The sequence below is a fragment of the Jannaschia sp. W003 genome (assembly GCF_025144335.1).
Lineage (GTDB): Bacteria > Pseudomonadota > Alphaproteobacteria > Rhodobacterales > Rhodobacteraceae > Jannaschia.
Genome location: NZ_CP083539.1, coordinates 3,150,913 through 3,172,142, shown reverse-complemented (window position 1 = coordinate 3,172,142; position 21,230 = coordinate 3,150,913). Strand labels below are relative to the sequence as shown.

Below are 21,230 nucleotides of genomic sequence, written 5' to 3'. Positions count from 1 at the left end.
ATGAAGAAGCTGCTCCTCTCGGCCGCGCTGGCCCTTCCGGCCCTCCCGGCGGCCGCGCAACAGACCGCGGAGACGCTGTTCGGCGAGCTGCCGATCATCGGCGCGCCCTCGGCCGGGGGCATCGGCTTCCAGCCCGCCGCGACCTCGCTCGCCGCCGAAATCCAGTGGCTCGACGGCTTCCTGCTGGTGATCATCACCATCATCACCCTGTTCGTGATGGGCCTGCTGGCCTGGGTGGCGATCCGCTACCGCCGCTCCGTCAACAAGGTGCCCGCGCGCTTCACCCACAACTCGCCCCTGGAGATCGCCTGGACCATCGTGCCGGTCGTGATCCTGATCTTCATCGGGGGCTTCTCGCTGCCCGTGCTGTTCGACCAGCAGCGCATCCCCGAAGGCGACGTCGTGGTGAAGGTCACCGGCTACCAGTGGTACTGGAACTACGAGTACCCCGACGAGGAGCTGGACTTCGCCTCCTACATGATCGGCGCCGATGCGGGCAACGATCTGACCCCCGCCGTTCTCGAGCAGCTCGAGGCCGCGGGCTACTCCGAGGACCTGTTCCGCCTCGCCACCGACACCGCCGTGGTGGTGCCCGTGGGCAAGACCATCGTGATGCAGGTGACCGCGGGCGACGTGATCCACTCCTGGACCATCCCCGCCTTCGGCGTGAAGCAGGACGGCCTGCCGGGCCGCCTCGCGCAGCTGTGGTTCCGCCCCGAGGCCGAGGGCGTCTACTTCGGCCAGTGCTCGGAGCTGTGCGGTCAGGCCCACGCCTACATGCCGATCACCGTGAAGGTGGTCTCCGAGGAGGCCTACGCCGCGTGGCTCGCCGCCGTGAAGGCGGGTGAGCTGGAGAGCTGGTGATCCATCGCCCCCCGCGCGGGGCAGGGAGGCCCTGAGCCGATGACCGACGCGTCGCTGCACACATCCACCGGGGCCGCCTCCCAGGAGGCGGCCTTCGGCGACTACGTGGCCCTCCTCAAGCCGCGGCTCATGTCGCTGTGCGTGTTCACCGCGCTGGTCGGCCTCGTGGTCGCGCCCGCCGCGATGCATCCGCTGCTGGCCGCCGCCTCGGTGCTGTTCGTGGCGCTGGGCGCGGGGGCCGCGGGCGCGCTCAACATGTGGGTCGACCACGACATCGACGCGGTGATGCGGCGGACGCGGGGCCGCCCGATCCCCGCGGGCAAGGTGCGGCGCGAGGACGCGCTGGGCCTCGGGCTGGGGCTGTCGGGCCTCGCCGTCGTGATGCTGGGGCTGACCGCGAACTGGCTGGCGGCCGGGCTGCTGGCCTGCACGATCTTCTTCTACGCCGTGGTCTACTCCATGTGGCTCAAGCGCCGCACGGACTGGAACACCGTCGCCGGCGGCGTGGCCGGCGCCTTGCCGCCCGTGATCGGCTGGGCCGCCGCGACCGGCTCCGTGGGCTGGGAGGCGGCCGCGATGTTCGCGCTCCTGTTCGCCTGGCAGCCCACGCACTTCTGGGCGCTCGCCCTCTTCGTGAAGCTCGACTACCACCGCGCCGGCATCCCGATGCTCACCGTCACGCGCGGCCGCGCCGAGACGCGGCGGCAGGCGCTGATCTGGGCCGCCCTCACGGTGCCCGCCTCGCTGGCGCTGGCGCTCTCGGCGGTGGGCGGCCCGCTGGTGCTGGCCGTGGCGCTGCCGCTCAACGCCGTGTGGCTGTGGCGCGCCTTCGCCGTGTGGCGCCGCGACGACGCCGCCTCGGAAGGGGACGCCCACCGCGCCGAGCGCGCCCTGTTCCGCTGGTCGCTGGTCTACCTCTTCGCGTCCTTCGCCGTGCTCGTGGCGCAGGCCGCGCTGCCCGCCGCGTGGGGGTGGTGATGCGCCCCGACAGCGAGACCCACGTCCGCCGCCGGGGCCGCAACTTCGGCGTGCTCGCGGCCCTCGTGGGCTTCATCCTCGTGGTCTTCGCCGTCACCGTCGTGAAGGTGCGCGAGGGCGGGCTCTCGGAAGGGTTCGACCACGTGATGCGCCCGCAGATGCTGCCGCTGCCGGAGGACACCGAATGAAGTGGTTCCGCGACCTCTCCCCGAACGGGCGCGTGGTGGCCGCCACCCTCGCCACCGTGATCGGCATGGGGAGCCTCGGCTGGGCGTCGGTGCCGCTCTACGACCTGTTCTGCCGCGTGACGGGCTACGGGGGCACCACGGTGGCCTCGGCTTCGGGCGCCGCGGAGGTGCTGGACCGCACCGTGAAGGTGCGCTTCGACGCCTCGCGCGAGCGCGGCATGCCCTGGGAGTTCCGACCCGTGCAGCGGCAGATGGAGGTCCGCATCGGCGAGACCCACATCGCCTTCTACGAGGCCACCAACCCCACCGATGCCCCCGTGGCCGGCACGGCGAGCTTCAACGTCGCGCCTTTCGCCGCCGGGCCGCACTTCGTGAAGATCGACTGCTTCTGTTTCGAGGAGCAGGTCCTTGCCCCCGGCGAGACCGTGTCCATGCCCGTGACCTTCTACGTCGACCCCGCCATGGTGGACGACGTCGAGGCGCAGGGGGTAAGCGAGATCACCCTGTCCTACACGTTCCACGTGACGGACCTGCCCGAAGACTATGCGGCGCTGGCGCAGGACGCGCCGCCCAGGACCAACTGAGAGGGACGACGATGGCCCACGCCAAGAACCACGACTACCACATCCTGCCGCCCTCGATCTGGCCCTTCCTGGGCGCCGTCTCGGGCTTCTTCATGCTCATCGGCGCGGTGCTGTGGATGAAGGGCTCCGGCCCCTGGCTCTTCGCCGCCGGCTTCGTGGGCGTGCTGGGCGTCATGTTCGCCTGGTGGGCCGACGTGATCCGAGAGTCGAACCAGGGCGACCACACCCCCGTGGTCCGCATCGGCCTGCGCTACGGCTTCATCTTCTTCATCATGTCCGAGGTGATGTTCTTCGCGGCGTGGTTCTGGTCGTTCTTCAAGCATGCCATGTACCCGATGGGCCCCGGCTCGCCGGCCGTGGACGGCGTCTGGCCGCCCGCCGGCATCGAGACCTTCGACCCCTGGCACCTGCCGCTGATCAACACGCTGATCCTGCTGTGCTCGGGCGCCGCCGCCACTTGGGCGCACCACGCCCTGGTCCACGAGAACAACCGCGAGGACATGAAGTGGGGCCTCGTGCTCGCCATCGGCCTCGGCGTCCTGTTCACGTTCTTCCAGGCCTACGAGTACTCCCATGCCGCCTTCGGCTTCTCGGGCAACATCTACGGCGCCAACTTCTTCATGGCGACGGGCTTCCACGGCGCCCACGTGGTGATCGGCACGATCTTCCTCGCGGTCTGCCTCGTGCGGCTCCAGCAGGGGCACTTCACGCCCGAGAAGCACATCGGCTTCGAGGCCGCCGCCTGGTACTGGCACTTTGTGGACGTGGTCTGGCTGTTCCTCTTCGCCGCCGTCTACATCTGGGGCGGCTGACCCCCGCACCCACGACCCATCTTCGCGGCGCGGGATCTCCCGCGCCGCTTCGCGTTTGAAGGGCCCGCCCATGCGCTTTCTCTTCCTCGTCCTGTTCGGCCTCGGCGGCTGCGCCGTGCTCGTGGCGCTGGGGCTGTGGCAACTCGACCGCATGGCGTGGAAGCGGGGCGTGATCGCCGACATCGAGGCGCGTCTCGAAGCCGCGCCCACCGCGCTGCCCGAGGCGCCCGACCCCGAGGCCGATCGCCTGCGCGCCGTCACCGTCGAGGGCGCCGTGGGCGAGGGGCGCCTGCGCGTCTTCGGCACCTGGCGCGGGGGCGGGGCGGGGCACCGCGTGGTGGTGCCGCTGGAGACCCCGGCCGAGGCGGGCGGCCGCCGCATCCTCGTGGACCTCGGCGTCTCGCCCGAGGGCACCGAGCCGATCCCTGCGCGCCTCCTGGTGACCGGCAACCTCGACTGGCCTGCGGAATCGGGCGGCGCGATCCCGGACCCGGACGGCGACCTGTGGTTCGGCCGCGACGTGCCCGCCATGGCGGCGGCCCTGGGCACCGAGCCGGTCATGGTCGTCGCCCGCACCGTCTCGCCCGCGGGCATCCCCGTGCGGCCCGCCCCCGTGGGGACGGCCGGCATCCCCGACAACCACCTCGGATACGCCGTGCAGTGGTTCGGCCTGGCCCTCGTCTGGGCGGGGATGACAGCGTTCCTCGGCTGGCGTATGACCCGCCCGACCGCTTGAGGGGCCCTATGCGCTACGTATCCACCCGGGGGCAGGCCCCCGTGCTTTCGTTCGAGGACACGATGCTCTCCGGCCTCGCCCGGGACGGCGGCCTCTACGTGCCCGAGACCGTGCCGACCCTCTCGCATGCCGACATCGCCGCCCTCGCGGGGCTGCCCTACGAGGAGGTCGCGCGCCGCGTGATGATGCCCTTCGTCGGGGACGCCTTCGACGAGGCGACCTTCGCGGACCTCGTCACCTCCGCCTACGCGGGCTTCGGCCACGACGCCCGTGCGCCGCTCAAGCAGCTCGGCCCCGACCACTTCCTGCTGGAGCTGTTCCACGGGCCGACGCTGGCCTTCAAGGACTTCGCCATGCAGCTCATCGGCCGCATGTTCGAGCACGTGCTGGCGCGCCGGGGCGAGCGCGTCACGATCGTCGGCGCCACCTCGGGCGACACCGGCTCGGCCGCGATCGAGGCCTTCGCGGGGCTCAATGCGGTGGACGTGTTCATCCTCTACCCCCACGGCCGCGTCTCCGAGGTGCAGCGCCGGCAGATGACCACGCCCGATGCCGCCAACGTCCACGCCGTCGCCGTGGACGGGCACTTCGACGACTGCCAGGCGCTGGTGAAGGGGATGTTCAACGACTTCGCCTTCCGCGACCGGGTGGGGCTGGCGGGCGTGAACTCCATCAACTTCGCCCGCGTGCTGGCGCAGGTGGTCTACTACTTCACCGCCGCCACCGCCCTCGGCGCCCCGCACCGGCCCGTCAGCTACACCGTGCCCACGGGCAACTTCGGCGACGTCTTCGCCGGCCACATCGCCAAGCGCATGGGCCTGCCGATCGAGCGGCTGGTGGTGGCCACCAACCACAACGACATCCTCGACCGCGTCCTGCGCACCGGTGAATACCGCACCGGCGAGGTCCTTCCTTCGATCTCGCCGTCGATGGACATCCAGGTGTCATCCAACTTCGAGCGCGCGCTCCACCTCGCCTACGGCGGCGACGGCGCCGCAGTCCGCCAGCTGATGGAGGAGCTGGCCTCGGGCGGCTTCACCGTCTCGCAAGGGGCATTGCAGGCGTTGCAGGAGACCTACGCCTCGGGCCGCGCCTCGGAGGCGGAGACCACCGCCACGATCCGCGCCTTCGCCCGGCGCACCGGCGAGACGCTGTGCCCCCATTCGGCGGTGGGCGCCTTCGTGGCCGAGCAGCATCTGGGAACCACGCCCATGGTGACCCTCGCCACCGCGCATCCCGCCAAGTTCCCGGACGCCGTGGAGGCCGCGACGGGGGTGCGCCCCGCGCTGCCCCCCCGCATGGCCGACCTCATGGACCGCCCCGAGCGCACCGAGCGCATCGCAAACGACCTCGCCGCCGTGGAGGCGCTGATCGACCGCAGCCGCGAGGCGCAGGCCGCATGAGCGCGCAGCTCCACCGCCTTGCCAACGGCATGCGCATCGTGACCGAGCGCATGCCGGGCCTCGAGTCGGCCGCCGTCGGCGTATGGGTCAACGCGGGCGGCCGCCACGAGCGGCCCGAGCAGAACGGCATCGCCCACTTCCTCGAGCACATGGCCTTCAAGGGCACCGCGCGCCGCTCGGCCCTGCGCATCGCCGAGGAGATCGAGGACGTGGGCGGCTACATCAACGCCTACACCTCGCGCGAGGTCACCGCCTACTACGCCCGCGTGCTGGCCGCCGACGTGCCGCTGGCCGTGGACCTGATCTCGGACATCGTTCTGAACCCCACCTTCGATCCCGCCGAGATCGAGATCGAGCGCGGCGTGATCCTGCAGGAGATCGGGCAGGCGCTGGACACCCCCGACGACATCATCTTCGACTGGCTGCAGGAGGCCGCCTATCCGCGGCAGGCCATGGGCCGCACCATCCTCGGCCCCGCCGAGCGGGTGGGGACCTTCGGGCGGGGCGACTTCCAGCGCTTCACCGCCGAGCACTACGGCGCGGGCTCGCTGATCCTCTCGGCCGCGGGCGCCGTGGACCACGACGAGATCGTGCGCCTGGCCGAGCGGCTGTTCGGACATCTGCCACCCTCCGCCCCCTCGGCCGCCGATCCCGCCGAGTGGCGCGGCGGCGAGCACCGCACCCGCAAGGACCTCGAGCAGGCCCACCTCGCCTTCGCGCTGCCCCAGCCGGGCTACCGGGACGACGCGATCCACGCCGCCCAGGTCTATGCCGGCGCCATGGGGGGCGGCATGTCGAGCCGCCTGTTCCAGGAGGCCCGCGAGAAGCGCGGCCTGTGCTACACCATCTTCGCCTCCGTCAGCGCCTATGCCGACACTGGGATGCTGACGGTCTATGCCGGCACCGGCGCCGAGGACGTGGGCGCACTGGCCGAGCTGTGCGTCGACGAGCTGAAGCGCTCCGCCGAGGACATGACCGAGGCCGAGGTGGCGCGCGCCCGGGCGCAGATGAAGTCGGGCCTGCTGATGGGCCTCGAATCCCCGTCCTCGCGCGCCGAGCGCCTCGCCCGCGTGGTCGCCATCTGGGACCGGGTGATCCCGCTTTCGGAGACCGTAGAGCGCATCGACGCCGTGGACGCCGCCGCCCTGCGCGCCCATGCCGAGGCGCTGGTGGGCACCGAGCCTGCGCTCGCGCTCTACGGCCCCGTGGAGGCCGCGCCCGAGGCGGCTCGCCTGCGGGAGCGGCTCGTCGCCTGATGTTCTCGCGCCTGCGCCGTCCCCGCATCGAGACCGACCGCATGACCCTGCGGCTGCCCCAGCACGGGGACTACCGCGCCTGGGTCGCGCTGCGCGAGGGCTCGGCCCGGTTCCTGCAGCCATGGGAGCCGTCCTGGGCCCACGACCACCTGAGCCGCCGCGCCTTCACCAACCGCGTCTACTGGGCGCAGCGCAGCCAGTCCGGGGGCACCGCGCTGGCGCTGTTCCTCCAGCGCCGCGAGGACGGCGCGCTCCTGGGCGCGATCACCCTCGACAACGTGCGGCGCGGGCCGGCGCAGTCGGGCACGCTGGGCTACTGGATCGGCCAGCCCCACGCCCGGCAGGGCTACATGCGCGAGGCCATCGACGCGCTGGTCCACCACGCCTTCCGCCGCCTCGACCTCAGCCGCCTCGAGGCCGCCTGCCTCGAGGAGAACGCCGCCAGCCGCGGGCTCCTGGAGCGCTGCGGGTTCAAATACGAGGGCGTGGCGCAGAGCTACCTGCAGATCGACGGCCGCTGGCGCAACCACGTGCTCTACGCCAGCCTGCGCTCCGACCGCCGGGGCCGCACCGAGGTCGGCTAGGGGGGGTGCCGCGCCCGCATCCCGCCCTAGCTCTCCGGGCGGAGGGTTCCGCCATGATCCGAACGCTTGCCGCCATGCTCGCCGCCGCCGCCACGCTCGCACTGCCCGCGGGCGCGCAGGAGCGGCGTCCCAGCCACTGCATCGCCGTGGCCGACGCCGCGCCGGGGCTGGTCTGGCGAGCCGCCTTCGGGGCGCCGCTGGAGCGGAACTCGGTGCGCCTGAACTACGTCGACCACTCCATGTTCCTCCTGGAGACCGAGGGCGGGCTGCGCGCGGTGACCGACTACAACGGCTTCGCGGGCGTCGGGATCGTGCCGGACGTGGCCACCATGAACCGCGGCCACATCTCGCACTGGACGCCCGACCCGGGCGAGGGCATCGCCCACGTGCTGCGGGGCTGGTCCGAGGACCGTCCCGGCACGCCCGCGGATCACTACCTCGACCTAGGCGAGATGCTGGTGCGCTCGGTCTCCACCGACCTGCGCCCGGGCCGGGGCGGCGAGCGGAGCGGCAACAGCATCTTCGTGTTCGAGGTCGCGGGCCTGTGCATCGGCCATCTCGGCCATCTCCACCACGAGCCGACCCCCGAGCAGTACGCAGCCCTCGGCCGGCTCGACGTGGTGATGGCGCCCGTGGACGGCGGCCTGACGCTGCCCCACGCGACGCTCGCGCGGGTGCTGGGGCGCCTTCAGTCCTCGCTGGTGCTGCCGATGCACTGGTTCGGCGAGGCCACGCTCGGGCGCTTCCTCGACGCGATGGCGGCCGAGGGCGCCTTCGCGGTGGAGCGCCGCGCCGAGCCCTTCGCGGAGGTCTCGCTGCGCACGCTGCCCCAGCGCCCCACGATCCTCGTCCTCTCCCCCCGCTACCCGAGCGCGCAGTGACCCCGGCCTCCGCCATCGAGGCGCGCCTCCGCGCGGCGCTCCCCGCGCGCGCCGTGCGCGAGACGGAGCCGCGCTACCTCGAGGAATCGCGCGGCCGCTGGACCGGGCGCGGCGGCGTGGTGGTGGCCCCCGGCAGCACCGCGGAGGTCGCCGAGACGGTGCGGATCTGCGCCGACGCAGGCGTGCCCGTCGTCCCCTACGGTGGCGGCACCGGGCTGGTGGGCGGACAGGTCTCGGACGACCTGGAGCCGGTGATCCTCTCGCTCGAGCGCATGGACCGCGTGCGCGCCGTGGACCCGACCGAGAACGCCATGACCGTGGAGGCGGGCGTGGTGCTCCAAGCCGCGCAGGAGGCCGCCGAGGGCGTGGACCGGCTGTTCCCGCTGACCATCGCGGCGCAGGGATCGGCCCGGATCGGTGGCGTGCTCGCCACCAACGCGGGCGGCGTGAACGTGCTTCGCTACGGCAACGCGCGCGACCTGTGCCTCGGTGTCGAGGCGGTGCTGCCCGACGGATCGGTCATGCACGGGCTGTCGCCGCTGCGAAAGAACAACACCGGCTACGATCTGCGGCACCTGCTGATCGGGGCGGAAGGCACGCTCGGCATCATCACCGCCGCCACGCTCAAGCTTCTGCCGCGGCCCGCGCGCGCGGGCGCGGCGATGATGGTGGTGCCCTCGCCGGATGCGGCGCTCGGCCTCCTGAACCTCGCACGCGAGCGAATCGGCGAGGGAGTGTCGGCGTTCGAACTGATCGGGCGCCAGGGCCTCGACTTCCTCGCGGAGCACATGCCCGAAGTGCGCCTGCCCGTGGGCCGGCCCGACTGGTCGGTGCTGGTGGACCTCGGGCTGGGCGCGTCGGGCGATCCGCAGGCGGCGCTGGAGGGTCTGTTCGAGGCCGGGCATGCGGCCGGGCTGGTCACCGACGGCGCGGTGGCCCAGTCCGAGGCGCAGCGGGCCGAGATGTGGCGCGTGCGCGAGTCCATTCCGGCGGCGAACCGCAAGGTCGGCGCGGTGTCGAGCCACGACATCGCGGTGCCCATCGCCGCGATCCCGCGCTTCATCGCCGAAGGTCCGGGGCGGATCGCCCCCATCGGGGATTTCCGCGTGAACTGCTTCGGCCATGTGGGCGACGGCAACCTGCACTGGAACGTGTTTCCCGCCGAGGGGCGCTCCCGCGCCGATCACGAGGGCGACCGCGATGCGATCAAGCGCGCGGTGCACGACCTCGTGCACGAGATGGGCGGCTCGGTCAGCGCCGAGCACGGTGTGGGGCGCCTGAAGGTGGGCGACCTGGAGCGCTACGGCGACCCGGCGCGGCTGGCGGCGATGCGGGCGATCAAGCGCGCGCTCGACCCGGCGGGGATCATGAACCCCGGCGCGGTGCTGCGGCGCCTCTGACGCGGCGAACGGCGCGGCCCCCCGCGTGGTGGCGGCCCGCGCCGCCGCGCAGCGGCGATCGACCCGGACCCTTGCATGCGCCCGCGACGACCATCCGCACCCTAGCACGCTTCGGCCCCGCGGCGAAGCCGCGCGGCGTGGCCCCTCCCCGAACGAAGTGCGCCCCGCCGGGGGGAGGCGGGGCGCTGGGGGATTGTGTGACTTCTGCGATCGCCACGTCCGAGCTGTAGCCGGGCAATCGTTAAGGATGCGTTACCGCGGAGGCGGAAACCGTCAGGCGCCCTCGAATTCGCACAGGGCGTGCACGGGCATCCCGGCCGCCTCCAGCCGGGCCCGTCCGCCCAGCTCCGGCAGGTCGATCACGAAGGCCGAGGCGACGACCTCCGCGCCCAGGCGGCGCAGGAGGGCGATGCCCGCCTCGGCGGTGCCGCCCGTGGCCAGCAGGTCGTCCACCATCAGGACACGCGTGCCCGGCTCCAGCGCGTCGCGGTGCACCTCCAGGGTGGCCTGGCCGTATTCCAGCGCGTAGTCCTGCTGGTACGTGGGCCCCGGCAGCTTGCCCTTCTTGCGCAGCGGCACGAAGCCGGTGCCGAGCTGGTGGGCGATGGCGCCGCCGAGGATGAAGCCCCGCGCCTCCAGCCCCGCCACCGCGTCGATGGTGCGCCCCGCGAAGGGGTCGAGCATCTGGTCCACCGCGAGCCGCATGCCGCGCGGGTCGGCGAACAGCGTGGTCACGTCGCGGAACAGGATGCCCGCGTGGGGGAAGTCCGGAATGGTGCGGATGTAGTCGCGCACGGTCTTCTTCTGCATCGCATCCCCCGGATCGGCCTCCCTCCCTAGCGGCGAGCGGGACGGGGGTGCAACCGGCGGCGCGCGGGCTCAGCCGGGGTAGTGACGCCGCAGCGCCATGCGGTCGCGCTCCGACAGGGCCTCGGCGGCGTTGGCGTCCTCGGAGAACACGCTCCGCCCGAGGCCGGGGCCGCGCACGTCGGTCATCAGCCCCGTGGCCTGCAGCACCTCCTCGAGCAGCACGGGCGCCACCTCCGGGGGCGGGGCGTGGGCCGAGATGGCGATGAGGCCGCGCTGGATCTCGCCGCCCCGCGAGGCCAGCGCCACGCGCCCGAGCTGCAGCAGTTCGCCGTCGAGGCCGGGCACGCCGATGCCCTCCATCACCGTGTCGGGCGGCGTGGGCACCACGTGGATCGCCACGTCCGGCGCCACGTCGTCGCGCAGGAGCCGCAGGCCCGCGCCGGCGCCGTTGATCTGCGCGATCGCCGCATCGAGGCCTTCGTCGAAGCGCCGCTGGTCCGGGCCGCGCAGGATCGGCGTGACCGAGACGAGGCCGACGCGCAGCGGCGCGCGCCGCGCCTCGGGCCAGTGGAGGAAGGGCTTGGCGCACTCGCCCCCGGGCGGCGCGGCGCAGGCGACCGCGCGGTAGAACGCCTCGTCGTCCGGCACGGCGCGGAAGGGCACGAACTCCTGCGCCACGGCAGAGGCGGGAAGGAGCGCGGCGAGGAGGAGGGCGCGCGTCACAGGACGCGGCCCGCCACGGGGCGCAGGCGCTCCACCATCGCGGGGTCGCGGCGGTCGGGCGCGGTCATGACGGCGCCGTCGAGCGCCGTGGCGCAGCCGGTGCCGCAGGCGCCGTCCAGCCGCTCGGCCAGGAGGGCGACGGTCCGCTGCGCCGCGGCGCGGGTGCGGCGGAGCGTGTCCAGCACCTCGGCCACGTCCACCGCCGCGTGCCCGGGGCGCCAGCTGTCGTAGTCGGTCACGGTGGCCAGCACGGCATAGTGCAGCTCCGCTTCGCGGGCGAGCAGGGCCTCGGGCATCGCGGTCATCCCGACCACGTCGGCGCCCATGCCGCGGTGCAGCGTGCTCTCGGCTCGGGTGGCGAACTGGGGGCCTTCGATGGCGACGTAGCTGCCGCCCTCGTGGACGCGCGCGCCGGCGTCGCGGGCAGCAGTGGCGCAGGTGACCGACAGCCCTGCGCAGACCGGGTCGGCGGCGCCCACGTGGGCCACGAGGCCGGGGCCGAAGAAGGAGCGGGCGCGGCCCTCGGTGCGGTCGATGAACTGGTCCACCACCACCACGTCGCCCGGCGCCATCGCCTCGCGCAAACTCCCCACGGCCGAGACCGAGACCACGTGGGTCGCGCCCAAGTCCTTGAGCGCGCAGAGATTCGCGCGCCGCGGCACCGAGGCGGGCGTGTGCACGTGGCCGCGTCCGTGGCGGGCGAGGAACAGCACGCGCCGGCCCGCGAGGGTGCCGTCGAGCACCGCGTCCGAGGGCGCGCCCCACGGGGTCCCGACCTCGCGCCACGTGCCGCGGAGGCCGGGCATGGACCCCAGTCCCGATCCGCCGATGATGCCGAGCACGGGCCCGTCCGCATTCCCCATGGGCGCGATAGAGCGGATGGGGCGGGGGCGCGTCAACGCCCCGAATCCGGGGGGCGCCCCCCGTACACCCCCCGTGCACCCCCCGTGCATACCGAAGGGCACCGCCCCCCCGGCCCCCGGCGCTTCCCATCCCGGCCCCCGGCTGATAGGCGCGCCCCCGACCGACCATCCCGAGAGACCCGCCATGACAACCCCCACGCTCCTCGCGCGGCTGGGCGACCGCATCGGCTCGCCCGACCTGCGCGTCGCCCCGACCGATCCGCTCACCCCCTCGCGCATGCGGGTCGAGGTGTTGGCCGGCCTCACGGTCGCGCTCGCCCTCGTGCCCGAGGCGGTGGCCTTCGCCTTCGTGGCCGGGGTGGACCCGCTGGTGGGCCTCTATGCGGCGTTCATCGTCGGTATGGTGACCGCGCTGATCGGCGGGCGGCCGGGCATGATCTCGGGCGCCACGGGCGCACTGGCCGTCGTGATGGTGAGCCTCGTGGCGCAGCACGGGGTGGAGTACCTCTTCGCCGCCGTGGTGCTGATGGGGATCTTCCAGTTGATCTTCGGCGCCATGCGCTGGGGCAAGTTCATCCGGCTCGTGCCGCACCCCGTCATGCTGGGCTTCGTGAACGGGCTGGCCATCGTGATCTTCCTGGCCCAGCTCACCCAGTTCCGGGACGGCACGGGGGCGTGGCTGCCCCTGGGGGACATCGCGCTGATGCTGGCGCTGGTGGGCGTGACCATGGCCGTGATCTGGGGCCTGCCGCGGATCACCAACGTCGTCCCCGCGCCGCTGGCGGGCATCCTGGTGACGGCCGTGATCGTGATCGCCGCCGGCCTCGACACGCCCACCGTGGGCGACCTGGCCTCCGTGCAGGGCGGTCTGCCGGCGTTCCACGTGCCGAGCGTGCCCCTGACCTGGGAGACGCTGGAGATCATCCTGCCTTACGCCCTCATCCTCGCCGCCATCGGCCTGATCGAGTCGCTGCTGACCCTGAATCTCGTGGGAGAGATCACCGGCCAGCGCGGCGGCGCCTCCCAGGAGTGCATCGCCCAAGGAGCGGCGAACACGGTCACCGGCTTCTTCGGCGGCATGGGCGGCTGCGCCATGATCGGCCAGTCGATGATCAACGTGAAGTCGGGCGGGCGCACGCGCATCTCGGGCGTCTCGGCGGCGCTGTTCCTCCTGCTGTTCATCGTCGCCGCATCCCCTCTGATCGAGCGCATCCCGCTCGCCGCGCTCGTGGGCGTGATGTTCATGGTGGTGATCGGGACCTTCGCCTGGAACTCGCTGAAGATCCTGGCGCGGGTGCCGCGCACCGACGCGGTGGTGATCGTGCTGGTCACGGTCGTGACCGTGGCGACCGACCTCGCCATCGCGGTGATCGTGGGCGTGATCGTGAGCGCGCTGGCCTATGCGTGGCAGAACGCGACGCGCATCTCGGCCACCACCTCGGACGCGGGCGGCGTGCGGACCTACCGGGTGCGCGGGCCGCTGTTCTTCGGCTCGGCCGCGGGCTTCGCCGAGATGTTCGACCCGGATGCGGACCCGGACACGGTGGTCGTGGACTTCGCCGAGAGCCGGGTGGCCGACCAGTCCGCGCTCCAGGCCATCGAGGCGGTGGCGGCCAAGTACGAGGAGCGCGGCAAGGAGCTGCAGCTGCGCCACCTGAGCCGCGACTGCCACCGCCTGCTCCAGCGCGCGGGGCACCTGATGATCGACAGCGACGACGACCCCGACTACGCGATCGCGGCCAACTACAACGTGCGGACGGGGATCCTGGGCGGGCACTGACCTCGCCGGGGCTTGATCGGCGGGCGCTTCGGGCGCATGGATCGGGGCGGCGGATGGCAGAGATGATCCGCCGCCCCTTTCCCATCGCCGACCGTCCGGAGGAGCCGTATCGCCATGGAGGCGTCGCGTCGTTCGCCGGGTCCGTTCGAGGCGTGGCTCGCCGCGCACGAGCAGACCCTGAAGTGGATCGCCCTGCTGCTGGGCCTGACAAGCACGGTCGCCATCGTGCAGGACTGGCAGCCCTGGCCGATGGTGTTCGGCCTGCCGTTCTGCGTGATCTGGATCGCCTGCGGCTGGCTGCACGGCGAGCGGCAGCTTAAGTGGATCAACGTGATCTTCACGGCGCTCTACGTCTACGGGCTGACGCGTTGGGCGGTGGTGGGGTAGGGGGACGCGGCGGCCGCTCCGGCTTGGCACCGCTTCGAATGTAAGGTGCCAAGCTAGGCACGCCCCGGCCTTGCGCCGGGGCCTCGGGGGGACGTCGGCGCTGCGATTACGGAGCGAGGTGCTCGTGGTGGGCGGAGGCCCCGGCGCGAGGCCGGGGCGTGGCCGGGGGCGGTGGCGTCTTCGTTGCGGAGTGCGGCGCCAGCGGCGGGCGGAGGCCCCGGATCAAGTCCGGGGCGTGGCGGACTTCACGGGGACGGCGCCCTCGCTTACGCTCGGACGTTCGCGCCTCGGGTCGATCCCCGTTCGGCGGGGCCGAAGCCCACCGGGATTCGTCCTCGATCCGCCTCACCGACCCGTCCGGCCTGTGGCCGGACCGGCGCTCACTCCCCCGGCCGCTTCAGCGTGAACACGTTCTCCACCACCGCGTAGTCGCGGTAGCCGAGGCGCGAGAGGGGGCGGAAGGTCTCCACGTCGAAGCGGCCCTCGCGCAGGCAGTCGTCGCGCATGTGCACGCCCGTGACCTCGCCCAGCACGAGGAAGTTGGCCGCGCCCGGAAGCTCCACGATGCGGGTGAGCTTGCACTCCAGCGAGGCGGGGGCGTCGCCCACGCGGGGGCAGTCGATGGTCTCGCATTCGGCCTTGAGCGCGCCCGAGACCTCGAACTCGTCGACGCCCGCCGGGTGCGCGCCCGACGAGGCGTTCATCACGTCGCGCGCCGCCGACGCCACGATGTTCACGCAGAAGACCCCGGTCTCGCGGATCTGCGCCACGCTGTCCTTGGTGCCATCCCGGTCGTCCTTGGCGGAGGTGGAGGCGAACATCACCTGCGGCGGCACGTAAGCCACCGCGTTGAAGAACGAGTAGGGGGCGAGGTTGTCGCCCTGCGCCCCCCGCGTCGAGATCCAGCCGATGGGGCGGGGCGCGACGATGGCGCCGAAGGGGTTGTGGGGCAGGCCGTGGCCGTCCTCGGGGCGGTAGAACATCGCGGGGCTCCTCGTAGGTCCGCCCGGGACGTAGCGGCGCGCCGGCCCGGTGGCCAGCCTTGCGCCCCGCCCGCAGGGGCGCCATGTCCGCGCCCCATGAGGATCGAGAGCGAGACCGCGGCCGACGGCCCGGAGGTGGAGGCCCTGCTCGACACCTGCTTCGGGCCGGGGCGCGTGGCGCTGTCGTCCTACCGCCTGCGCGACGGGGTGCCGCCCGCCGGGGGCCTGTGCCTCGTGGCGCGGGGGCGGGCGGGCGAGGTGTCGGGGGCGATCCGGTTCTGGCCCGTGCGCGTGGGGGTCTGGGACGCGATGCTGCTCGGCCCCGTGGCCGTGCACCCCACGCGCCAGGGCGAGGGGGTGGGGGCGCTGCTGATCGGCACGGGGCTGGACCGGGCCGCCGCCTCGGGGGTGGAGCGGGTGCTCCTGGTGGGCGACGAGCCGTTCTACCGCCGCTTCGGGTTCCGGCGGCTGGGCGGCGTGGCGATGCCGCCGCCCACCAACCCCGACCGGGTGCTGGGGCTGTGGGACTGGGCGGGGGTCGCGGGCGAGGTCGAGCGCGCGGCGCCCTTGCAGGGGGAGGGGGGAGGGGCCATGTCGTCGGCATGACCCAGACCGTGTTTCCCCCGCTCGACCGGGACGAGGAGCTGGCCCGCCTCGCGGCCGTGACCAAGAACGCCCAAGGGGCCGGGTTCCAGGTGCTGGGGCTCGTGGGCGCCCAGGCCGAGGGCCTGCTGCACATGCTGCCCGGCGGCGTGCGCGAGCGGCTGGAGAAGGCCACCGTGTCGGCGCTGGAGTACGGCTTCGACGCCGCCAAGCGCTCGCGCGGCGGCCGGATTCCCGACGGGTCGGACTGGCTGACGCGGGCCGTCACGCTCGGGACAGGCGCGGCGGGCGGCTTCGGCGGGCTGGGCACGGCGCTGGCGGAGCTGCCCGTGACCACCACCGTGATCCTGCGGGCGATCCAGGCCATCGCCGACGAGCACGGGTTCGACCCCGAGAAGCCCGAAGTGCGCGCCGCCTGCCTGCGCGTGTTCGCCGCCGCGGGCCCCCTCGACGACGACGACGACACCGACCTCAGCTTCCTCACCATGCGCCTGACGATCACCGGCTCGACCATGCAGGGGCTGATCGCCAAGGTCGCGCCGCGCCTGGCCATACCCTTGGGCCAGAAGGTCGCCGCGCAGATGGTGCCCGTGATCGGCGCCGCGGCGGGGGCGGCCATCAACTACGTGTTCACGGCCTACTACCAGGACATGGCGCGGGTGCAGTTCGGGCTGATGCGCCTCGCCGAGCAGACCGGCGAGAGCGTCGAGAGCCTGGCGCTGCAGATGAAGGCGAAGCTGGCCGCCTGACGGCGCACGCGGGCGGCCTCAGGGGCGCGGCGCCTCGCGCCCGGCGCGCTCGCGCGCGTGGCCGCCGTCGAAGTGGTCGGGATCGGCGGGGTAGACTCCTAGGACCGCAAGGTGGTCGGTGAAGTAGCCCAGCTCCTCGAGGGCGCGGGCCACGGGCGGGTCCGCCGGGTGGCCCTCGATGTCGGCGTAGAACTGCGTGGCCTGGAACGAGCCGTCGATCATGTAGCTTTCCAGCTTGGTCATGTTCACGCCGTTGGTCGCGAAGCCCCCCATCGCCTTGTAGAGCGCCGCGGGGATGTTGCGGACGCGGAACACGAAGGTGGTCTTCACGGGGCCCGCGCCGGCCTCGGGCGCCGCCGGCGCGGGGGCCATCACGAGGAAGCGGGTGGTGTTGTGGCCGTGGTCCTCGATGTCCTCGGCCAGCACCTGGAGCCCGTGGGTCTCGGCGGCCAGCCGCGAGGCGAGCACGCCCTCCGCGGGGTCGCCGCGCGCGAGCAGCTCGGCGGCGGCGCCGGCGCTGTCGGCGGCGGCTTCGGCGCGGATGCCGCGGGCATGGAGGAAGGCGCGGGCCTGGGGGATCAGCACGAGATGGGCGCGCACGCGGGCAATGTCCTCGAGCCGCGCGCCGGGCAGGCCCATCAGCGCGATCCGCACCCGCAGGAACGCCTCGCCCACGATGTGGAGGCCGGATTCGGGCAGGAGGCGGTGGATGTCGGCCACGCGCCCGTAGGTGGAGTTCTCCACGGGCAGCATGGCGAGCGCGGCACGGCCCTCGCGCACGGCGGCCACCACGTCCTCGAAGGTGTCGCAGGGCAGGGGATCGAAGTCCGGGCGGGCCTCGGCGCAGGCCTCGTGGCTGTAGGCGCCGAGCGCGCCCTGGAAGGCGATGCGGTCGGCCATCGGCGCCTCGCGTGCTGCATTTGGTCGCGTGACCTATCCCTTGCGCCGGGGGGGCGAAAGCCCATAGATGCGGGCCGGACGCGAAGGCACGAAGGAACGCCCCCATGGACACCATGACGCTCACGAAGGCTGGCGGCGCGCTGTGCGGCGCGCTCCTGGTGTTCCTGCTCGGGGGCTGGGCCGCCGAGGAGCTGTACCACGTGGGCACGGAGGCGCACGGCGACGAGGAGGTGGCCATGGGCTACCGCATCGAGGTCGCCGAGGCCGGCACGGGCGGCGACGCCGCCTCGGCCGAGCCCGAGGTGCCCTTCGAGGAGGTGTTCGTGAACGCCTCGGCCTCCGAGGGCGAGAAGCTCTGGCGCCAGTGCGGCTCGTGCCACAAGCTGGAGGACGGCGCCAACGCCACCGGCCCCTACCTGCACGGCGTGGTGGGCCGTCCCATCGCCTCGGCCGCAGGCTACAGCTACTCCGACGCGCTGGCCGGCAAGGACGCCGCCTGGACTCCCGAGGAGCTTCAGGCCTTCCTGCTGAACCCCAAGGAATACGCGCCCGGCACCAAGATGGCCTACCGCGGCATGAGCGACGTCGAGGACCGCGCCAACATCATCGCCTACCTCGCCACCCAGGGCGGCTGACGCCGCCGGCACGGGGATGGATACCGGGGCCGCCACCGCGAGGGGCGGCCCTTCGCATGCTCGCCTCCGATCACAGCGGCGCTAGATGGGGCGGGACACGGGCGGCGCCCCTTGCGGAGCGCGGCGCGCCGTCCGTAGGTGTCCGGGAAGCGATTTGGGAGAGGATTGCCGATGTTCCGCCTTCTCGCCGCGGGCGCGCTCGCCGCCGCGGCCCCTTCCGTCCTCCTGGCCGACGCCCACGAGACGGTGATCGAGACCCACGCCTACGCCAACTTCGGCGAGCCGAAATACGGCCCCGACGCCGAGCGGCTGGACTACGTGAACCCCGACGCCCCCCGCGGCGGCGAGATCAGCCTGAGCACGCAGTCGACCTTCGACAGCTTCAACGGCTACACCCGCAAGGGCGTCGAGGAGACCACGGTGCGCGCGCTGATCCCCGAGGGGATCCTGCAGGGCACCGCCGACGACGCCTACGCCTCGTACTGCTACCTGTGCACGACCATGGAGTACCCCGAGTCCAAGGACTGGGTGATCTTCAACCTCCGCGAGGACGTCACCTTCTCGGACGGCACGCCCTTCACCGCCGAGGACGTGGCCTTCACCCACGACCTGATCATGGAGCAGGGCATCCTCGAGTACCGCGCCGTGGTCGAGAACTTCGTGGAGTCGGTCGAGGTGCTGGGACCGCATCGCATCCGCTTCAACTTCCAGCCCGACGCGCCGCGCCTCGACGTGATCGGCTTCGCGGGCGGGGGCACGGTGTTCTCGAAGGCCGAGTTCGAACGCGACGGCCTGCGCCTCGACGAGAGCCTGGAGCGCCCGTTCCTCGGCACCGGGCCTTATGCGATGGGCGACGTGGACATGGGGCGGTCGGTTACCTACCGGCGCGTCGACGACTGGTGGGGCGAGGACCACTGGATGAACGTTGGTCGGCACAACTTCGACGCCGTGCGCGTGGAGGTGTTCGCCGACGGCGCCGCCGCCCTCGAAGGGTTCAAGGCGGGCGAGTACACGTTCCGCGACGAGAACTCCTCGAAGCAGTGGGCCACCGCCTACGACTTCCCGGCCGTCGAGAAGGGCTGGGTCAAGGTGGTGGAGCTGCCCGACGGCAACATCGGCGACGCGCAGGGCTTCGTGTTCAACCTGCGCGACCCGAAGTTCCAGGACCCCCGCGTGCGCGACGCGATCGCCATGATGCTGAACTTCGAGTGGGCCAACGACACGCTGTTCTACGGCCTCTACGAGCGGCCCCAGAGCTTCTGGCAGAACACCGAGCTGATGGCCGTGGGTGCGCCCTCGGACGAGGAGATCGCGATCCTGCAGCCGCTGGTGGACGAGGGGCTGCTCGATCCTTCGATCCTCACGGACGAGGCGCGGATGCCGTTCGTGAACGACGCGGCCCAGAACCAGCCGCCGCGGGGCACGCGCCGCACCGCCTCGCGCCTCCTGGAGGAGGCCGGCTGGGTCACCGGCGACGATGGGATGCGCCGCAAGGACGGCGAGACGCTGGAGCTGGTGATCCTGCAGACCTCGCCCGCCTTCGACCGCATCGTGAACCCGTATGTGGAGAACCTGCGCGGCATCGGCGTGGACGCCTCGCTCCGGCGGGTGGACCCGGCCCAGTACACCGAGCTGCGCCGCACCGGCGCCTGGGACCTGGCGAACCACACGCCGACCCAAGGGTTCGAGCCGACCATGACCGGGCTCAAGCAGTGGTTCCACTCGTCGACGGCCGAGGATTCGAGTCGCAACCTCATGGCGCTGACGGACCCCGCGGTGGACCGCATCGTGGAGGGCTTCGACGGGCTGGAATCGCTGGAGGCGGTGCAGCTCCAGTCGCGGGTGCTCGACCGGGTGCTGCGGGCCTACGGGTTCTGGATCCCGCAGTGGTTCAAGGACGTCCACACCGTCGCCTACTGGGACCAGTACGACCACCCCGAGGCGCTGCCGCCCTACGCGCTGGGCGTGCTCGACTTCTGGTGGTTCGACGCCGAGCGTGCCGCCGAGTTGCGCGCCGCCGGGGCGCTCTAGGTGGGTGCCTACGTCCTCCGGCGGCTCCTGCTCATGATCCCCACGCTGCTGGGGATCATGATCATCAACTTCGCGCTGGTGCAGTTCGTGCCGGGCGGCCCCGTCGAGCAGGTGCTGGCGCAGCTGGAGGGCGGGGGCGACGTGTTCGAGGGCATCGCGGGCGGCGGCTCGGAGCTGGCCACCGGCGCCGAGACCTCCGGCTATGCCGGCGCGCGCGGCCTGCCGCCTGAGTTCATCGCCGAGCTGGAGCGGCAGTTCGGCTTCGACAAGCCGCCCCTCGAGCGGTTCCTGAACATGATGTGGGACTACATGCGCTTCGACTTCGGCGAGAGCTACTTCCGCTCCATCTCCGTGGTCGACCTCGTGCTCGAGAAGATGCCCGTGTCGATCACGTTGGGGCTGTGGTCGACGCTGATCGCCTACCTGATCTCGATACCCTTGGGCATCCGCAAGGCGGTGCGCGACGGCTCGCGCTTCGACACCTGGACCTCCGGAATCGTGATCGTGGCCTACGCCATCCCCGGATTCCTGTTCGCGATCCTCCTGCTGGTGATGTTCGCCGGCGGCTCGTACTTCCAGATCTTCCCGCTGCGCGGCCTGACCTCCGACAACTTCGACCAGCTCTCGCCGCTGGCCAAGGTGGGGGACTACATCTGGCACATCACGCTGCCCGTCGTCGCCTCCACCATCTCGGCCTTCGCGGGGCTGACGCTGCTGACCAAGAACTCGTTCCTGGAGGAGATCCGCAAGCAGTACGTGACGACCGCCAAGGCCAAGGGCTTGCGCGAGAGCCAGGTCCTCTACGGCCACGTGTTCCGCAACGCGATGCTGATCGTGATCTCGGGCTTTCCGGCGCTGTTCGTAAGCGTCTTCTTCGGCGGCTCGCTCATCATCGAGACGATCTTCTCGCTCGACGGGCTGGGGCGTCTCGGCTTCGAGGCCGCCGTGAGCCGCGACTACCCGGTGATGTTCGGCACGCTCTTCACCTTCTCGCTGATCGGCCTCGTGATGGGGCTGATCACCGACCTCACCTACATCTGGGTCGATCCGCGCATCGACTTCGAGAGCCGGGAGACCTGA

General features: G+C 72.3%; 23 protein-coding genes. 18 read left to right on the top strand and 5 right to left on the bottom strand.

Annotated elements, in window-relative coordinates; translation table 11 throughout:
* The 11 genes from coxB (at window position 1) to K3554_RS15685 (ending at window position 9,686) form a co-directional block, all read left to right on the top strand.
* Window positions 1–864 (top strand): cytochrome c oxidase subunit II, encoded by an 864-nt coding sequence (gene coxB / locus K3554_RS15735; protein WP_259941976.1) that lies wholly within the window; start codon window positions 1–3, stop codon window positions 862–864.
* Between the two features lie 39 nt (window positions 865–903).
* Window positions 904–1,842 (top strand): heme o synthase, encoded by a 939-nt coding sequence (cyoE, locus tag K3554_RS15730; RefSeq protein ID WP_259941973.1) that lies wholly within the window; start codon window positions 904–906, stop codon window positions 1,840–1,842.
* Window positions 1,842–2,030: a hypothetical protein gene (locus tag K3554_RS15725; protein ID WP_259941972.1), complete on the top strand. Its 189-nt coding sequence runs from the start codon at window positions 1,842–1,844 to the stop codon at window positions 2,028–2,030. The genes cyoE and K3554_RS15725 overlap by 1 nt, the downstream gene beginning before the upstream one ends.
* Entirely contained in the window at window positions 2,027–2,614 is a 588-nt protein-coding gene (locus K3554_RS15720; RefSeq protein ID WP_259941970.1) for a cytochrome c oxidase assembly protein, read from the top strand. Before K3554_RS15725 ends, K3554_RS15720 begins: the two co-directional genes overlap by 4 nt.
* Before the next feature lie 11 nt (window positions 2,615–2,625).
* Window positions 2,626–3,426 (top strand): cytochrome c oxidase subunit 3, encoded by an 801-nt coding sequence (locus K3554_RS15715; RefSeq protein WP_259941969.1) that lies wholly within the window; start codon window positions 2,626–2,628, stop codon window positions 3,424–3,426.
* Window positions 3,427–3,496: 70 nt separating this feature from the next.
* Entirely contained in the window at window positions 3,497–4,162 is a 666-nt protein-coding gene (locus K3554_RS15710) for an SURF1 family protein (protein WP_259941967.1), read from the top strand.
* A gap of 8 nt (window positions 4,163–4,170) precedes the next feature.
* Window positions 4,171–5,565 (top strand): threonine synthase, encoded by a 1,395-nt coding sequence (gene thrC, locus K3554_RS15705; RefSeq protein ID WP_259941965.1) that lies wholly within the window; start codon window positions 4,171–4,173, stop codon window positions 5,563–5,565.
* On the top strand, window positions 5,562–6,821 hold the full coding sequence (locus K3554_RS15700) for a pitrilysin family protein (RefSeq protein WP_259941963.1): 1,260 nt from the start codon (window positions 5,562–5,564) through the stop codon (window positions 6,819–6,821). The genes thrC and K3554_RS15700 overlap by 4 nt, the downstream gene beginning before the upstream one ends.
* Window positions 6,821–7,405, top strand: a complete 585-nt coding sequence (locus K3554_RS15695) for a GNAT family N-acetyltransferase (RefSeq protein ID WP_259941961.1) — start codon at window positions 6,821–6,823, stop codon at window positions 7,403–7,405. The genes K3554_RS15700 and K3554_RS15695 overlap by 1 nt, the downstream gene beginning before the upstream one ends.
* 53 nt (window positions 7,406–7,458) lie before the next feature.
* Complete coding sequence (locus K3554_RS15690; RefSeq protein ID WP_259941959.1) at window positions 7,459–8,286, top strand: MBL fold metallo-hydrolase; 828 nt, start codon at window positions 7,459–7,461, stop codon at window positions 8,284–8,286.
* Window positions 8,283–9,686 (top strand): FAD-binding oxidoreductase, encoded by a 1,404-nt coding sequence (locus tag K3554_RS15685; protein ID WP_259941958.1) that lies wholly within the window; start codon window positions 8,283–8,285, stop codon window positions 9,684–9,686. Before K3554_RS15690 ends, K3554_RS15685 begins: the two co-directional genes overlap by 4 nt.
* 273 nt (window positions 9,687–9,959) lie before the next feature.
* On the opposite strand, the gene K3554_RS15680 is transcribed toward K3554_RS15685, so the two are convergent.
* The 3 genes from K3554_RS15680 to K3554_RS15670 all read right to left on the bottom strand — a co-directional run bounded on the left by K3554_RS15680 (window position 9,960) and on the right by K3554_RS15670 (window position 12,082).
* Entirely contained in the window at window positions 9,960–10,496 is a 537-nt protein-coding gene (locus K3554_RS15680) for an adenine phosphoribosyltransferase (RefSeq protein WP_259941956.1), read from the bottom strand.
* A gap of 69 nt (window positions 10,497–10,565) precedes the next feature.
* On the bottom strand, window positions 10,566–11,219 hold the full coding sequence (locus tag K3554_RS15675) for a hypothetical protein (protein WP_259941953.1): 654 nt from the start codon (window positions 11,217–11,219) through the stop codon (window positions 10,566–10,568).
* Complete coding sequence (locus K3554_RS15670) at window positions 11,216–12,082, bottom strand: S-methyl-5'-thioadenosine phosphorylase (protein WP_259941951.1); 867 nt, start codon at window positions 12,080–12,082, stop codon at window positions 11,216–11,218. Before K3554_RS15670 ends, K3554_RS15675 begins: the two co-directional genes overlap by 4 nt.
* Before the next feature lie 184 nt (window positions 12,083–12,266).
* Here K3554_RS15670 and K3554_RS15665 point away from each other — a divergent pair, with 184 nt between their 5' ends.
* The gene (locus tag K3554_RS15665) at window positions 12,267–13,862 is read left to right on the top strand and encodes a SulP family inorganic anion transporter (RefSeq protein ID WP_259941949.1); all 1,596 of its coding nucleotides are present in this window, start codon (window positions 12,267–12,269) and stop codon (window positions 13,860–13,862) included.
* 114 nt (window positions 13,863–13,976) lie between these two features.
* Complete coding sequence (locus K3554_RS15660; RefSeq protein ID WP_259941947.1) at window positions 13,977–14,249, top strand: peptidase; 273 nt, start codon at window positions 13,977–13,979, stop codon at window positions 14,247–14,249.
* Between the two features lie 380 nt (window positions 14,250–14,629).
* On the opposite strand, the gene K3554_RS15655 is transcribed toward K3554_RS15660, so the two are convergent.
* Window positions 14,630–15,232, bottom strand: coding sequence for a flavin reductase family protein (locus tag K3554_RS15655; protein ID WP_259941945.1), 603 nt, complete (start codon window positions 15,230–15,232; stop codon window positions 14,630–14,632).
* Window positions 15,233–15,328: 96 nt separating this feature from the next.
* On the opposite strand from K3554_RS15655, the gene K3554_RS15650 reads away from it, so the two are divergent.
* Window positions 15,329–15,838, top strand: a complete 510-nt coding sequence (locus K3554_RS15650) for a GNAT family N-acetyltransferase (protein WP_259941943.1) — start codon at window positions 15,329–15,331, stop codon at window positions 15,836–15,838.
* On the top strand, window positions 15,835–16,584 hold the full coding sequence (locus tag K3554_RS15645; protein WP_259941942.1) for an EcsC family protein: 750 nt from the start codon (window positions 15,835–15,837) through the stop codon (window positions 16,582–16,584). The genes K3554_RS15650 and K3554_RS15645 overlap by 4 nt, the downstream gene beginning before the upstream one ends.
* A gap of 18 nt (window positions 16,585–16,602) precedes the next feature.
* On the opposite strand, the gene K3554_RS15640 is transcribed toward K3554_RS15645, so the two are convergent.
* Window positions 16,603–17,484 carry a prephenate dehydratase gene (locus K3554_RS15640; protein WP_259941940.1) on the bottom strand — a complete coding sequence of 294 codons (882 nt, stop codon included), beginning with the start codon at window positions 17,482–17,484 and terminating at the stop codon, window positions 16,603–16,605.
* A 104-nt stretch (window positions 17,485–17,588) separates the two neighbouring features.
* Between K3554_RS15640 and K3554_RS15635 the strand changes: the two genes are divergently transcribed.
* From K3554_RS15635 to K3554_RS15625, 3 genes are all read left to right on the top strand, one after another.
* Entirely contained in the window at window positions 17,589–18,119 is a 531-nt protein-coding gene (locus tag K3554_RS15635; RefSeq protein ID WP_259941937.1) for a cytochrome c family protein, read from the top strand.
* Between the two features lie 171 nt (window positions 18,120–18,290).
* The gene (locus K3554_RS15630; RefSeq protein ID WP_259941935.1) at window positions 18,291–20,150 is read left to right on the top strand and encodes an extracellular solute-binding protein; all 1,860 of its coding nucleotides are present in this window, start codon (window positions 18,291–18,293) and stop codon (window positions 20,148–20,150) included.
* Window positions 20,151–21,230 (top strand): microcin C ABC transporter permease YejB, encoded by a 1,080-nt coding sequence (locus K3554_RS15625; protein ID WP_259941933.1) that lies wholly within the window; start codon window positions 20,151–20,153, stop codon window positions 21,228–21,230. It begins immediately after the preceding gene.

Bases quoted from the DNA above. Each gene is read 5' to 3' on its own strand.
- coxB (WP_259941976.1), top strand. From the start codon at position 1: ATGAAGAAGCTGCTCCTCTCGGCCGCGCTGGCCCTTCCGGCCCTCCCG.
- cyoE (WP_259941973.1), top strand. From the start codon at position 904: ATGACCGACGCGTCGCTGCACACATCCACCGGGGCCGCCTCCCAGGAG.
- K3554_RS15725 (WP_259941972.1), top strand. From the start codon at position 1,842: ATGCGCCCCGACAGCGAGACCCACGTCCGCCGCCGGGGCCGCAACTTC.
- K3554_RS15720 (WP_259941970.1), top strand. From the start codon at position 2,027: ATGAAGTGGTTCCGCGACCTCTCCCCGAACGGGCGCGTGGTGGCCGCC.
- K3554_RS15715 (WP_259941969.1), top strand. From the start codon at position 2,626: ATGGCCCACGCCAAGAACCACGACTACCACATCCTGCCGCCCTCGATC.
- K3554_RS15710 (WP_259941967.1), top strand. From the start codon at position 3,497: ATGCGCTTTCTCTTCCTCGTCCTGTTCGGCCTCGGCGGCTGCGCCGTG.
- thrC (WP_259941965.1), top strand. From the start codon at position 4,171: ATGCGCTACGTATCCACCCGGGGGCAGGCCCCCGTGCTTTCGTTCGAG.
- K3554_RS15700 (WP_259941963.1), top strand. From the start codon at position 5,562: ATGAGCGCGCAGCTCCACCGCCTTGCCAACGGCATGCGCATCGTGACC.
- K3554_RS15695 (WP_259941961.1), top strand. From the start codon at position 6,821: ATGTTCTCGCGCCTGCGCCGTCCCCGCATCGAGACCGACCGCATGACC.
- K3554_RS15690 (WP_259941959.1), top strand. From the start codon at position 7,459: ATGATCCGAACGCTTGCCGCCATGCTCGCCGCCGCCGCCACGCTCGCA.
- K3554_RS15680 (WP_259941956.1), bottom strand. From the start codon at position 10,496: ATGCAGAAGAAGACCGTGCGCGACTACATCCGCACCATTCCGGACTTC.
- K3554_RS15670 (WP_259941951.1), bottom strand. From the start codon at position 12,082: ATGGGGAATGCGGACGGGCCCGTGCTCGGCATCATCGGCGGATCGGGA.
- K3554_RS15665 (WP_259941949.1), top strand. From the start codon at position 12,267: ATGACAACCCCCACGCTCCTCGCGCGGCTGGGCGACCGCATCGGCTCG.
- K3554_RS15660 (WP_259941947.1), top strand. From the start codon at position 13,977: ATGGAGGCGTCGCGTCGTTCGCCGGGTCCGTTCGAGGCGTGGCTCGCC.
- K3554_RS15655 (WP_259941945.1), bottom strand. From the start codon at position 15,232: ATGTTCTACCGCCCCGAGGACGGCCACGGCCTGCCCCACAACCCCTTC.
- K3554_RS15650 (WP_259941943.1), top strand. From the start codon at position 15,329: ATGAGGATCGAGAGCGAGACCGCGGCCGACGGCCCGGAGGTGGAGGCC.
- K3554_RS15645 (WP_259941942.1), top strand. From the start codon at position 15,835: ATGACCCAGACCGTGTTTCCCCCGCTCGACCGGGACGAGGAGCTGGCC.
- K3554_RS15640 (WP_259941940.1), bottom strand. From the start codon at position 17,484: ATGGCCGACCGCATCGCCTTCCAGGGCGCGCTCGGCGCCTACAGCCAC.
- K3554_RS15635 (WP_259941937.1), top strand. From the start codon at position 17,589: ATGGACACCATGACGCTCACGAAGGCTGGCGGCGCGCTGTGCGGCGCG.
- K3554_RS15630 (WP_259941935.1), top strand. From the start codon at position 18,291: ATGTTCCGCCTTCTCGCCGCGGGCGCGCTCGCCGCCGCGGCCCCTTCC.